General features: G+C 39.2%; 14 protein-coding genes. 10 read left to right on the top strand and 4 right to left on the bottom strand.

Annotated elements, in window-relative coordinates; all coding sequences use genetic code 11:
* The first annotated feature begins 127 nt into the window (after positions 1–127).
* Both LG276_RS23025 and LG276_RS23020 read left to right on the top strand, forming a co-directional pair.
* Positions 128–649 (top strand): lysozyme inhibitor LprI family protein, encoded by a 522-nt coding sequence (locus LG276_RS23025; protein ID WP_224936960.1) that lies wholly within the window; start codon positions 128–130, stop codon positions 647–649.
* Positions 650–751: 102 nt separating this feature from the next.
* Complete coding sequence (locus LG276_RS23020; protein WP_095371383.1) at positions 752–1630, top strand: radical SAM/SPASM domain-containing protein; 879 nt, start codon at positions 752–754, stop codon at positions 1628–1630.
* 33 nt (positions 1631–1663) lie between these two features.
* Here the strand turns inward: LG276_RS23020 and rluF are convergent, their stop codons facing one another.
* Positions 1664–2371 carry a 23S rRNA pseudouridine(2604) synthase RluF gene (rluF, locus tag LG276_RS23015; RefSeq protein WP_289435030.1) on the bottom strand — a complete coding sequence of 236 codons (708 nt, stop codon included), beginning with the start codon at positions 2369–2371 and terminating at the stop codon, positions 1664–1666.
* A 241-nt stretch (positions 2372–2612) separates the two neighbouring features.
* Here rluF and LG276_RS23010 point away from each other — a divergent pair, with 241 nt between their 5' ends.
* From LG276_RS23010 to LG276_RS22985, 6 genes are all read left to right on the top strand, one after another.
* On the top strand, positions 2613–2840 hold the full coding sequence (locus LG276_RS23010; protein WP_289435029.1) for a DUF3953 domain-containing protein: 228 nt from the start codon (positions 2613–2615) through the stop codon (positions 2838–2840).
* A gap of 77 nt (positions 2841–2917) precedes the next feature.
* Positions 2918–4174: a VWA domain-containing protein gene (locus LG276_RS23005; protein WP_404293040.1), complete on the top strand. Its 1257-nt coding sequence runs from the start codon at positions 2918–2920 to the stop codon at positions 4172–4174.
* A gap of 122 nt (positions 4175–4296) precedes the next feature.
* Positions 4297–5742 (top strand): DEAD/DEAH box helicase, encoded by a 1446-nt coding sequence (locus tag LG276_RS23000; RefSeq protein ID WP_289435026.1) that lies wholly within the window; start codon positions 4297–4299, stop codon positions 5740–5742.
* Between the two features lie 183 nt (positions 5743–5925).
* On the top strand, positions 5926–6525 hold the full coding sequence (locus tag LG276_RS22995; RefSeq protein WP_224936956.1) for a TetR/AcrR family transcriptional regulator: 600 nt from the start codon (positions 5926–5928) through the stop codon (positions 6523–6525).
* A 285-nt stretch (positions 6526–6810) separates the two neighbouring features.
* On the top strand, positions 6811–7752 hold the full coding sequence (locus LG276_RS22990) for an ATP-binding cassette domain-containing protein (RefSeq protein WP_289435024.1): 942 nt from the start codon (positions 6811–6813) through the stop codon (positions 7750–7752).
* A complete protein-coding gene (locus LG276_RS22985) occupies positions 7745–8518 on the top strand; it encodes an ABC transporter permease (RefSeq protein WP_251162435.1) in 774 nt (257 codons plus the stop codon). Before LG276_RS22990 ends, LG276_RS22985 begins: the two co-directional genes overlap by 8 nt.
* A gap of 114 nt (positions 8519–8632) precedes the next feature.
* Here the strand turns inward: LG276_RS22985 and LG276_RS22980 are convergent, their stop codons facing one another.
* Complete coding sequence (locus tag LG276_RS22980) at positions 8633–9169, bottom strand: pyridoxamine 5'-phosphate oxidase family protein (protein WP_404293038.1); 537 nt, start codon at positions 9167–9169, stop codon at positions 8633–8635.
* Positions 9170–9279: 110 nt separating this feature from the next.
* Between LG276_RS22980 and LG276_RS22975 the strand changes: the two genes are divergently transcribed.
* Complete coding sequence (locus LG276_RS22975) at positions 9280–10671, top strand: PLP-dependent aminotransferase family protein (RefSeq protein WP_251162433.1); 1392 nt, start codon at positions 9280–9282, stop codon at positions 10669–10671.
* Positions 10672–10712: 41 nt separating this feature from the next.
* On the opposite strand, the gene LG276_RS22970 is transcribed toward LG276_RS22975, so the two are convergent.
* Positions 10713–11192 carry a GyrI-like domain-containing protein gene (locus LG276_RS22970; RefSeq protein WP_289435023.1) on the bottom strand — a complete coding sequence of 160 codons (480 nt, stop codon included), beginning with the start codon at positions 11190–11192 and terminating at the stop codon, positions 10713–10715.
* A 110-nt stretch (positions 11193–11302) separates the two neighbouring features.
* Between LG276_RS22970 and LG276_RS22965 the strand changes: the two genes are divergently transcribed.
* The gene (locus LG276_RS22965) at positions 11303–12265 is read left to right on the top strand and encodes a YafY family protein (RefSeq protein ID WP_289435022.1); all 963 of its coding nucleotides are present in this window, start codon (positions 11303–11305) and stop codon (positions 12263–12265) included.
* Between the two features lie 40 nt (positions 12266–12305).
* Here LG276_RS22965 and LG276_RS22960 read toward each other — a convergent pair whose 3' ends face one another.
* Positions 12306–12506 carry a YjzC family protein gene (locus LG276_RS22960; protein WP_095371392.1) on the bottom strand — a complete coding sequence of 67 codons (201 nt, stop codon included), beginning with the start codon at positions 12504–12506 and terminating at the stop codon, positions 12306–12308.
* Positions 12507–12801 lie beyond the last annotated feature (295 nt).

Below are 12801 nucleotides of genomic sequence, written 5' to 3'. Positions count from 1 at the left end.
CTCCCTCCAAAAAGGTCTTCCTTTTATTGTAGCGAAGAAAGTTAGATATTTACAGATTGATAGGTGAAAAATTACCCTTTTTATGCAAAAATAGGAGATATGGAATAGAGGAACGAGGGGAGATTGTATGAAGAATAAGGGGATTTTTATTACCACTGTATGGCTTTTATTAGTGCTTATGATTTCGGCTTGTGGAACTACTGGTAATGAGACACATAAACAGTTGGATCCGGAACAAACAAAACAAGTCCCTACCCAAAGCGAAAAGGAACAGCCTCCAATCACTCATAATGAGAATTCTTTAAAAGAGACGTATATAAAAGAATTCAATCGTACGCAAAAAGAGTTGGAAGAAGTAAAACCAGCGGATGCATCCACTTATGCAATGAAAAAAGTAGAGGGTGATCGATATGATGCTTGGGATGCGTTATTGAATGAAGTTTATCAGGTGTTAGAGGAGGAACTTTCAACAGAAAAGATGGCTCATTTAAGAGAAGAACAACGAAATTGGCTCAATGAAAGAGATGATACGGCAAAAAATGCGTCATTAAAGTTTGAAGGTGGAACACAGGAACAGCTAGAATATGTATCGGTGCTAGCCAATCTTACAGAAGAAAGGTGTTACGAGCTAATCAATACCTATTTGTAGTAGTGGGCCAAAAACTCCCTATACCCATCCCACGATATATCTGCTTTAATTAGTATAGTAGTGCAAATTGTTTGAAGTAGGTAAAGAATCGAGGAAGAGAAGTTGAAAAAGTTCAAGAAGTTTTATTTGGAGATTACGAGTGTTTGTAATTTGGCTTGTAGTTTTTGTCCGCCGACAGAACGGGCGAAGCAGTTTATTTCTTTGGAAGATTTTGCGAAGCGGTTGGATCAGATTAAGCCGCATACGGATTATATTTATTTGCATGTAAAGGGTGAGCCGCTGCTTCATCCGAAAATTGGGCAGTTGCTTGATATCAGTCACGAAAAAGGCTTTAAGGTCAATATTACAACCAATGGGACGCTCATTAATAAGAAGAGGGAGAAGTTATTGAACAAGCCGGCTCTAAGGCAGATGAATTTCTCACTTCACAGTTTTGATGGCCATATTGGTTCGGAGGATAAAGAAGGATATGTAAAGAGTATTCTTTCGTTTATTAAGGAAGCGACGAGTCAATCGGAGCTGATTGTGTCACTAAGGCTATGGAATTTAACGCAGGATAATGCGACAAATTTGGAGAAAAAACGAAATAGAGAAGTGCTGGAAATCATTGAAAAAGAATTTAACTTGGATTATCGCATTGAAGAAAAGGTCGTACCTGGTAGCGGTGTGAAAATTGCTGATCGCATTTATATTAATCAAGATTATGAATTTCAGTGGCCCGCTCTTCATGAAGAAGAGGATGATGGCAAAGGCTTCTGTTACGGCATGCGTAATCAAGCGGGCATCTTAGCCAATGGTACCGTGATTCCATGCTGTTTAGATGGGGAGGGTATCATCAATCTCGGCAATATTAATGAAAATTCTTTTTCGGAGATTATTGAAATGGATCGAGCAAAGAATCTCGTTGATGGTTTTTCGCGAAGAGAGGCTGTCGAGGAATTGTGTAGGAAATGTGGGTATCGTAAGCGGTTTGGGAAATAAAAAGGGAATCTAGGTCAGCCTAGATTCCCTTTTTTACCATTCCTTAGGCTCATAATTCAACTCTCTAAACAATTGATTCTTCTCTTTCTTAGACAAATCGCGCCATTGTCCAGGCGGGAGGGAACCTAAGTTGATATTCATGATGCGGATCCTTTGTAAACGTAATACGTCGTAGCCGAATTCAGCACACATGCGGCGAATTTGGCGGTTGAGACCTTGTGTTAAAGTGATTTGAAAATCAAATTTGGATAAGGGGACGATTTTACAAGGTAGGGTAGTGGTCCCTAAGATTTTCACACCTTCTGACATCTGCTTCACGAATTCAGGCGTGATCGGTTTATCGACAGAAACGTTATATTCTTTTTCATGCTGGTTTTCCGCACGTAAGATCTCATTCACGATATCACCGTCATTGGTCATTAAGATTAAGCCCTCTGAGTCTTTATCTAAACGGCCGATATTAAATATGCGTAATGGGTGATTCACGAGGTCAACGATATTCCCTTTGACACCCTTTTCGGTTGTGCTCGTAATCCCTACAGGTTTATTGAGCGCAATATAAACATTATTTCTGGCTACACGGATTTGATTACCGTCTACACGAACGTCATCGCCTGGTTCGACTTGAGTACCAATCGCAGCACGTTTCCCATTAATGGTGACTCTCCCGTCAGCAATTAATTTATCCGCTCCTCTTCTAGAAGCCTTTCCTGATTCACTAATATATTTATTAAGGCGCATATTGCCACATCCTTTTTAAATGATTCGTTAAGTACTAACTATACTTATTTTAAGGAATAATCACAAACGTTTCTGCTATTTTTTTTTATTAAATGCTTCGTTTTTCTTATCGTTCTACATAAGGTGTTTACTGAATTTGATACTAACATAAACGCAAATGAGAAGTATGATAGATTAAGAGTATCACAAAACAAGGAAACTAAAGGACCCAATTTGTTTATGTGAGAAAGGTGGGTTGATTTTGTTAAAAATACTTCGTTATGTCTTATCTGTAGTTACTCTCTTATTTGCTACATATGGAGTAGTGACCGAAGATTTTACGTTTGTGGGTATCATGATTTTATTCTTAAGTCTTACTATGTTGGCTTTGGGGATCGAAGCATTTAAGAAAGAAGAGAAGGGAATGGGCGTATTTATCATTGTTGTATTTTTATTTTCCTTTTATGTATCCATTGAAAGACTCTTATGAAGTTAGAGCCTATAAAATAATTTTTTCCATTTCCCAACCATTTTAAGCTTATAATGGAAAGAAAGAGGTTGGAGATGATGGTTATGTCGAACACGGTTTCCCTTAGAAAAGGAGCAAATATCCCACTTCCAAAAGAGGGATTAGTTACAATCGAGGTTAAATGGCAAGGAGAGGTTGAATTAAACATTAGCGCTTTTCTAGTTACAGGGGACGGTCATGTACCTTCGGATGATTACATGGTTTTTTATAACCAAAAGAAAGATCCGGAAGAGAGTGTCTTTCTGCAACAAAATAAAGAGAAGCTAGTTGTGTTTACCATAAATTTAGACAAACTATCTTCAGTAATTCAAAGCTGTTCGTTTACTGCTACGCTTGATGGGCAGGAAACATTTCGTACGGTTCAAGGACTAGCCATTACTGTTAATAGTCCTCAAGGAATGGTTCATTATGAGGTAGATGATGCGACAGAAGAGCGGGCGCTAGTACTTGCGGAGGTCTATCGCTATCAGTCTTACTTTAAATTCCGCGCAATAGGAAGAGGGTTTAATGGTGGGTTAAAGCCTTTAGCTGAATCGTTTGGTGTAAAGGTAGCGGAAGAAGAGGCGCTTTCTGTTCAGGAAGAAAAGCACACACCATCAAATGCACCCATTCATCTATCCAAAATTGATTTGTTAAAGAAGAAAGTAACCATTTCTTTAGAAAAGAAGAAAATACAGCAAGTGAGAGCACGGGTAGCGGTTGTATTTGATGCTTCTGGGTCGATGTCACTTTTATATGAAAAAGGCGTGGTACAGCGCGCATTCGAACGTGTTCTAGCGGTTGCTGCATGTATGGACAATGATGGTGAGTTAGATGTGTGGTTTTTCGGTTCCAAGTCTATGCGGGCAAACAGCGTAACAGAAAAGGATTATGAGGGTTATATTGAGAGAACTTATCCTCGTCCCAAAATATTTAGTGGGCTAGGAGTAGGAAATAACGAGCCTGTTGTGATGAAAGATGTCATTAAGAAATATGTAAAGGAAGACCCTCGCAGTGATTTACCTACATACATTATCTTCTTTAGTGATGGCGGCATTTATTTGGATCATAAGATATCAAAAATCCTTATTGATTGTTCCAAGGAAAACTTATTTTGGCAATTCGTCGGCATTGGCAATGCCAATTATGGTGTACTACAAAAACTGGATCAATTACCTGGAAGAGTCATTGATAATGCCGGTTTCTTTGCATTGGATGATTTAGATAAGGTTACAGATGATGAATTATATAATCGGTTATTAGATGAGTTCCCATCATGGCTGACATCAGCTAAACAACATGGCATGATTCAATAAAGTGATCGCGTTTCGAGGATTGGATTAGGTGTATGAACAGACCGTTTTTCTCTTTCGTATTTGGATACTGTATAATAGAAGTTTATGAACGAGAATAATAAGAAAAAAATGAGGTTTTTCACATGACCAAAAAGAGTTTTTCAGATTATCCATTAAGCAATGAGATGATAAAAGCGTTGGATAGTTTAGATTATCATACACCAACAGAAGTACAAGCAAAGGTGATACCGTTAATACTTGAGAAGATTGACCTTGTGGTGAAATCACAAACAGGGAGCGGGAAAACGGCTTCTTACGCTATTCCGATTTGTGAGTTAGTCGATTGGCAGGAAAATAAGCCGCAGGCGATTGTCTTGACACCAACAAGGGAACTGGCGGTACAGGTGAAAGAAGATATCATCAATGTTGGCCGTTTTAAACGGATTAAGGCCGCAGCAGTCGTTGGTAAACAACCGTTTCATATCCAAAAGAATGAGTTAAAGCAGAAAGTGCATGTTGTCGTTGGTACGCCTGGGCGTGTGCTTGATCATATTGAAAAGGGTACGCTCGCGCTCGATGAAGTGAAATATTTAGTCATTGATGAAGCCGACGAAATGCTTAATATGGGCTTTATCGAACAAGTTGAAGCGATTATTGACGAGATGCCGAAACAGCGGAATACGTATCTTTTCTCAGCTACGCTACCTGACCGCGTAAGAACGTTATCACTTGATTATATGAAAACCCCTATAGATATTGAGGTCAAAGCTAGCGGGCTGACCACAAAGCAAATTGAACATAGTCTTTATACGGTATCAGAAAACGAGAAGTTGTCATTGTTAACGGATGTGACAACTATTGAAAATCCAGATAGTGCGATTATTTTCTGTCGAACGAAGGAGCGCGTTGATACACTTTGTGACGAGTTGACCGATAAAGGGTACGATTGTGATATGATTCATGGAGGTATGGAACAATACGATCGTTTAGAAGTAATGGAAGACTTCCGCAGAGGCGAATTTCGTTACTTAGTTGCAACGGATGTCGCGGCAAGAGGAATTGATATTGATCAAATCACCCACGTCTTTAATTATGATATTCCGTTAGAGAAGGAAAGCTATGTGCACCGGACAGGAAGAACAGGGCGAGCAGGACATCACGGTAAGGCGATTACCTTTGTGACACCGCGTGAAGATAAATTTCTTAAAGAAATAGAAGCATATATTGGCTTCCAAATCCCAGCATCTGAAGCGCCTTCGAAAGCAGCAGTGTCAGCGGCGAGGCCGGCATTTTTAGAAAAGCTGAACAGCGAACCACCATTAAAAGAGGCGAAAAGCGAAAAGTTAAATAAACAGATCATGAAACTCTATTTCAATGGCGGTAAGAAAAAGAAACTTAGAGCAGTCGACTTCGTTGGAACCATCGCTAAAATAGACGGTGTCACCGCCGATGACATAGGGATTATTATTATCCAAGATACGGCATCCTATGTAGAAATTCTAAATGATAAAGGTCCGCTTGTGTTGGAAACAATGAAGCATACAACTGTCAAAGGGAAGCAATTGAAAGTCCATGTGGCGAGGAAATGAAGATAGAGAGGGGAAGAATCAGTCGGATTCTTCCCCTCTCTTTAGAATACATCCCATATGTATATAATTAAGTGATTTATTTCTGAAACAGTATTAGGGTGGGGTCTTTATTATCCATTTCTTCTCTCTCACACAATCTGTTATGATAGAGGTAAGAAGGTTTACGATGGAGGAGTTTGGATCATGCCTCGTTTTAATGATGCGCAGTTAGAGTCGATACGGGAAGAACGTAAAGAGCAAATTATGAAAGCTGCTATGAAGGTATTTGCGGAGAATGGAATTAAGTTGACGAAAATTAGCATGATTGCCAAAGAGGCAGGGATTAGCCATGGTCTTGTTTATCATTATTTCCAATCAAAAGAAGAGGTACTATTTGAGAGTTTAGAATGGTCAGTTGCATTAGGAGAGTCTCAAGCATTCTTAGAAAAACTGAAACAAGAAGAACGAACGCCCGTTCAAAAGATACATAAATTTACTACCTTTGCACTGACTTCAGGATCAAATCATGTTTTTCGTGTGATTCAACATTTAGAACATAGTGAAAATGTACCTCAGCATATCCTTGCTGTATATAAAAATATTGGGCAAATGTATATTGAATTCTTTCTCCCTATCTTTATCGAGGGACAGCAATTAGGAGAAATCATGGCAGGGGACCCTGAAGAATTAGTTGGATTATTCTTAACGGTCATCTCAGGTATTATGGCAGACGACCCTGATTGGTGGAAGGATAACATTGATGAGAAAGTATCTATTCTATTGCGTATGATTACCTCAAGATAAGCAAATAAAAAAGCGTAAGGCATTAAAGAGAGAAAAAATCCTGAAATTCAGGATTTTTATTTTTTTTGACATGTATTTTGAGAAATGGTTATAAAAATAAAAAGGGGAATGAATTTATCAAAGGAATAGGGAATAAATTGACAAAATGATTAGGCATTTAGTATTATTGACTGAATGAATCAATCAATAATTAAAATTAACATATAAACTATTCCTTGAATAAATTGCCCATATTATTTTTTAATTAAATTTTGACTGATTAAGTCAATCATTAGGAGGTATTGTATGAACGAGACAGTTATTTCTGTTCGAAATCTAAAAAAAGCCTATCGTAATCAGCAAGTACTAGATGGTTTGAGTTTTGATGTAAGGCGTGGTTCTATTTTTGCGTTATTAGGTGAAAATGGGGCTGGTAAAACAACGACGGTTCGCATTTTATCAACATTAATTCAACCAGATGACGGGGTAGCAATGATTGCTGGTTATGATACGAAAACCGAAGCTAATCATGTGAGACGGAAGATAAGTTTAACTGGACAGTATGCAGCGGTAGACGAGTTATTAACAGGTGAAGAGAACTTAGCGATGATGGGCAGGCTCAATCACCTAGATAAAGAACTTATAGCGAAAAGGACAGCAGAACTGCTGGAGACCTTTGAGCTCACGAAAGCAGCTCGTAAGAAAGTAAAAACTTACTCTGGAGGGATGCGGCGTAGACTTGATATTGCTATCAGTCTGCTTGCTGCACCAGAAGTGATATTTTTGGATGAACCGACAACTGGTTTGGACCCACGTAGCCGACGAAAGATGTGGGATATGATTAAATTACTTGCCAATCAAGGCGTGACAATTTTTCTAACGACACAATATTTAGAAGAGGCTGATCAGCTGGCAGATAAGATTGCTATTATTGCTGAAGGGAAAATCATCAAAGAAGGAACGGCCGAAGAACTAAAGGAAGTCATTGGAGATGAGACATTAGAGTTAACCTTTGCCGATACAAGTGGGTACCATGAAGCACAGAATTATATGTCAGGTGAAGTAGATGAGGAAGCGAGAAAGATTTCGATACCTATACGCTCAGTGAGACAACTAAGAGAGTTGCTGAATGATCTATATGTAAAAGGAATTGAACCAGACGCGATTGTTATACGACAGCCTACACTGGATGATGTTTTTATTAAAATGACGGAGCATAATAAAGTGGAGGTGTTAGTAAATGGGTGATGCAAAGTGGATATGGGCATTAAGAGATGGTTTAACGATGTCAAAGCGAAGTCTTATGCATATTTTTCGTGACGTGGAATCATTATTAATGGCAATTGCCTTACCGGTTTCCATCATGTTGCTATTTGTCTATGTCTTTGGTGGGGCAATCCAAACAGGGACTGATTATGTAAATTATGTTGTTCCAGGGGTTATAATTACTTGTGCAGGGTTTGGCAGTTCTTTAATATCCGTTAGCGTGACAAAGGATATGAGTGGAGGCTTATTCGAGCGATTTCGCAGTATGCCCCTTCAACCTTCTTCTTTATTAGTAGGCCATGTTGTTGGAGGATATCTTCGTAATATGATTGCTACATTAGCAGTTTTTATCGTAGCTCTTCTGATTGGCTTTCGTCCAGAGGCTGGGTTGTTAGAGTGGCTTGGCGTTTTAGGGATATTAACGCTCTACATGATTTCGATTAACTGGTTATTTGTCGTCTTAGGTTTACTAACGAAAAATGTTGAAACAGCTGGTGCATTCACTTTCCCAATGTTATTCCTACCCTATTTAAGTAGTGCCTTTGTCCCAACAAATACAATGCCTGCATGGCTAGATGCCTTTTCCAAACATCAACCAATGACCCCATTAATTGAGGCACTAAGAGGGCTGTTAATTGGTACACCAATTGATTATAATCTTTGGTTAACGATCCTTTGGTTTAGTGGATTGTTAGTGCTCTCCTATATAGCAGCAACTCTTTTATTTCGGAGACGGAAAAATGAGTAGAGTAAGTCTCGGTGGTTTGACGAAGCGCTTCTTAACAATGCCTATGATATTGATGATGTAAATCTACAAGTTCAATTTTAATAGATTAGGAGGGGGGAAAGCCCTCTCCTCTTTTCATACCCTTCTCCCAGGATAAAACCGAGCCTCCTCCACCATTTTATTCTCCTTCGCCGTCACCTCAGATGGTGTCAATTTAAAAACCAGCGTATAACTCCCTAAAGAAGATTGGTATTTTTCCACATGAGTTTGAGCCAGTTTTTTATCGTAGTATCCGGGGACGTATTTATCGAGCATGCCTTGCATAGCGGCGGTGGCTTCTGTTATGTCGGTTACGGCTTGAAGTTGCCCGAAAAGCATAACGCTCATATAGGCAGTGTCCGTTTTCGCCGGAATCGGGCTAACCATTGTACCGTAATCTTCTGCGATGGTGAAACAGCAATGAGGGTTCTCGCGGATTATTTCAATTTTTCTGCCGGCAGCAGCACCGTGAAAATAGAGCGATCCGTTCATCCAGGTATAGTTTAACGGAACGACGTAAGGATGATCACCATCAGTTAATCCCAGATAGCCTCTACGTGTATTACTTATTAGTTGTTCAATTAGGGCCTGATCTGTGCACGCTAATTTTTGATTGCGAATTTCATATGACATTTCCATCCCATCCTTCTTTGTAAATGTTAAAATAATCGTAAGAAAAATCTGTATTTAAGAAAAGTGCCAGAAAGGGAAAGTTTCTTAGGGACAGTTGGGGGTTATGTGGGATGGAAATCACACCATTTATTCACAGGGAAAAAACGATACCACTTTATAGTCAGCTTTATCATTGGATGAAGACAGAAATTGAAGAGGGACGGCTATTGCCGGGGACAAAGGTGCCATCGATTAGGCAACTGACCCATCACTTGCAGATTAGTAGAAATACTGTGGACGCAGCGTATCAGCAGTTACAAGCAGAAGGATATCTTGAGAGTATACCTCGCAGTGGGATTTGGGTGGCAGAAATAGAGGAACGACTCTCGCAATCTTCAGAAGAGGCATCACCAGCAATAATTGAAAGGAAGTCATCATCTAAGACGATGATTGACTTTGAATATGGGAACATCGATGTAGAAAAATTCCCTTTTAAAAGTTGGAAAAAATCTCTCTCTCATGCCATCGAAGAGGAAGGACAGACGTTATCTCAGTATAGCGACAAGCAAGGAGAGTGGTTATTACGGCAAGAGATTGCCACCTATTTATTGCAATCAAGAGGAGTTCATACGAGACCAGAGCAGATTTTGATTACGAGTGGCACACAATCAGCAGTAGAGATCATTTGCCGACTTTTGAAATTGCAGGGAAAAGAGGTGGCGATAGAAGAGCCAGGCTATAGTGGGGTGCGTACCGTCTTTGTTGATCAAGGCTGTGAGATGGTCCCTGTGCCGCTTGAGAAAGATGGTTTATCTATCTATCATCTACAGAAAAGTAAGGCAAAAGCCGTTTATGTGACCCCTTCTCACCAATTTCCTTTTGGGATGATTCTTCCAGTCGGTAAAAGAACGCAAATGCTTAACTGGGCTTATCAATCAGCTGGTTATATTATCGAGGATGATTATGACGGGGAGTTTCGTTATCAAGGTCAGCCTATCCCCTCGCTCAAATCGCTAGATGAAGAAGAAAAAGTCATTTACTTAGGAACTTTTTCAAAATCATTTCTCCCTTCCATGCGCATGAGCTTTATCGTTTTTCCACCTTCATTAATGAAGCAGTACGGACAGATGTTTCCTGATTATAATCAGCCAGTTTCACCAATGATACAAGTAGCTATGGCTAAGTTTATGCATGCAGGTGATTTTGAACGGCATATTCGGAGAATGAGAAAAACATATCAGAGAAAACATCAAACACTATTAAATAGTATTGAGCAACATTTAGGCAATAAAGTAGAAATTATTGGGGAAAAATCGGGCTTACATATCCTCCTAGAATTACAAGGGCAGGCAGCACCACAAGTGATTGAAAAAGGGTTAAAAAAAGGTGTAAAAGTTTACGCCCCTTCACGTTTTTGGCTACATCCAATTAGCGACAGCCAAAGGTATATCATGCTTGGGTTTGGTGGACTATCCATTGAGGAAATTGAAGAGGGAATTGCGCTTTTAGCTAGTTGCATATAAACGAAAGTGATCCCACCTTAAAGGTGGGATCACCATTCCTGTTATTTTTTAACAACAGGAATCCACATTTCACCGTATACTGTACCGTTGTCCTCACTCATTTCCACTGTTGTGTTTGGTCCGCCAACATAGGCATAGTCAGTCATTTCTACTAATGCTTGACCAAAGGCCACAGCTGTTAGTTGATTACTTAATTCTTGAGCGGAGTCAGCTTTCCCTTCGACAACGAGGTAGGGTCCTTTAGGAAATTGGATAATTCTCGTTGCATCAGGTAATGTCTTTTCAGTCATCACGCCTGCATAATGCATCATTTTGTTATTGACCGCTTCGTTGACTGCGAAAATATAATTATTGTCTGCCACGGATTGAAGCTGCTCAAGTGTGCCATCCTTTTTCACAGTTTCCCAGAAATCGCTTTTCTGTTGATTGATGCTTTCTTGGTCTCTATAGTCCGCTACAATTTCAATTCCAAAGCCTAATACGACGAAACCTTCTTTTTCTTGTAATGAATAATTAGCCATTTTTATCGTCCTTCTTTCTTGAAATTTGACCAAATGATTGGTGTTTTCATTTGATGAGTTTATAATAACTTTAAATCATGTCAAAAAATGATACTGTTTAGGAGACTGAGATGAAAAAGGTTGAAAGAATTAATGTCATGATGCGATACATTAATAATCGTGCCCATTTTACGATTTCAGAAATCATGCAGGAATTTCAAATATCCAGGTCAACAGCGATACGAGATATACGCGAGATCGAAAGTATGGGTGTGCCTCTTGTTGCGGAAGTGGGGAGAGACGGTGGTTATGCTGTCATGAAAAATGCTGTACTTCCCTCTGTTCGCTTCACTGATAACGAGTTAAAAGCACTATTTATAGCCTTTATGGCAACGAGAAATTTGCAATTACCTTATTTAAAGAGTCGCCAATCGTTAGCTGAAAAATTACTCGGTCTGATTTCAGAAGCGCAACAAGATGATCTCGTGCTTTTAAATAAGATTCTCTTATTTGAAGGAACGAACCCTCATAATCCTGAACTCTTAGAACTATCCGATTTACCTCACCCGATGTTAGAAAAACTGATTCAATTGATACTAACAGACCGTTATATGACCCTTTCTATTAAAGATGTGGACTATCCTATTTATCTTATGCACCTTTACCGTGAGAAAAACATCTGGTGGGTGGAAGGCTTTGATATAAGCGAAGAAAAGAAAAAGCTGATAGCAGTCGATCATTTGACCGAAGTGAACGTCTTTCATACGAAAAAAAGATTAAGCAGAAACAGCATGCTAAAAAAGATGGCTGAACATCATGTGAAAGACAATATCGTCATGAAACTTGGACCAAAAGCCATTGCTCAATATAAAAAGTATCATCCTTTCAATGTGGCGCTTACCTATACAGACCCCTATCAAACAACAGCTATAGCAAAAATATATGTCACCATGGAGAAACGAGATCAACTAGAGGAAATAGCCAGTTGGTTGCTCTTTCTTGGAGAGGATGTAGAGTTGGTGGAGATGCCGAGAGAGGTTTATACAACTTTAGAAGAGAGGCTCTATAAATTTCAGAAGAGAAAGAAAAGCTAATAATAACGCCAACCCAGCAATAAGCTAGATTGGCGTTGCGTTATGCGTATGATGTTTTTCGCCAAAAAGCCCCTTTGTCACAAGAGCTAATCGGTGGGAAAACTTCTTCGGTTTCTAGTTGGATTTTCTTTTCCTCGCCAGTTGGACTAGGTGTACGCGTCCCATCTGTATAACCATCCCATTCGTAGTAAGCATGAGCAGTGGAACGTTGACCTGTTTTAAATCTCTCTCCAATTGCCATAAATCTTACCTCCTTTAGGGGTGTTTGTCTCTATTTACCCGCGTTTATACAGGCTAAACCAGAAGCAAGTCCAACTTTATTTCATTGTGGCTGTTGAGGGATTTTTTTCGAAGAAAACCTCAAAAGAACAAGCCAGTAAACGCAATGCTTCTGACTTATTCTTAACCACACAGTATGATTTTTTGACCATTTCGTTTCAAATTTTATTCTTAAAGTAAAATACAAAAACGATACTTGTAATCATATAATACAATCCGATGATAGATGTACCATCTGATAATACAGTCCATAAATG

It is taken from the genome of Cytobacillus kochii (assembly GCF_044790165.1).
Taxonomy (GTDB): Bacteria; Bacillota; Bacilli; order Bacillales; family Cytobacillaceae; genus Cytobacillus; species Cytobacillus kochii.
This window is presented reverse-complemented; position numbering and strand designations above follow the sequence as displayed.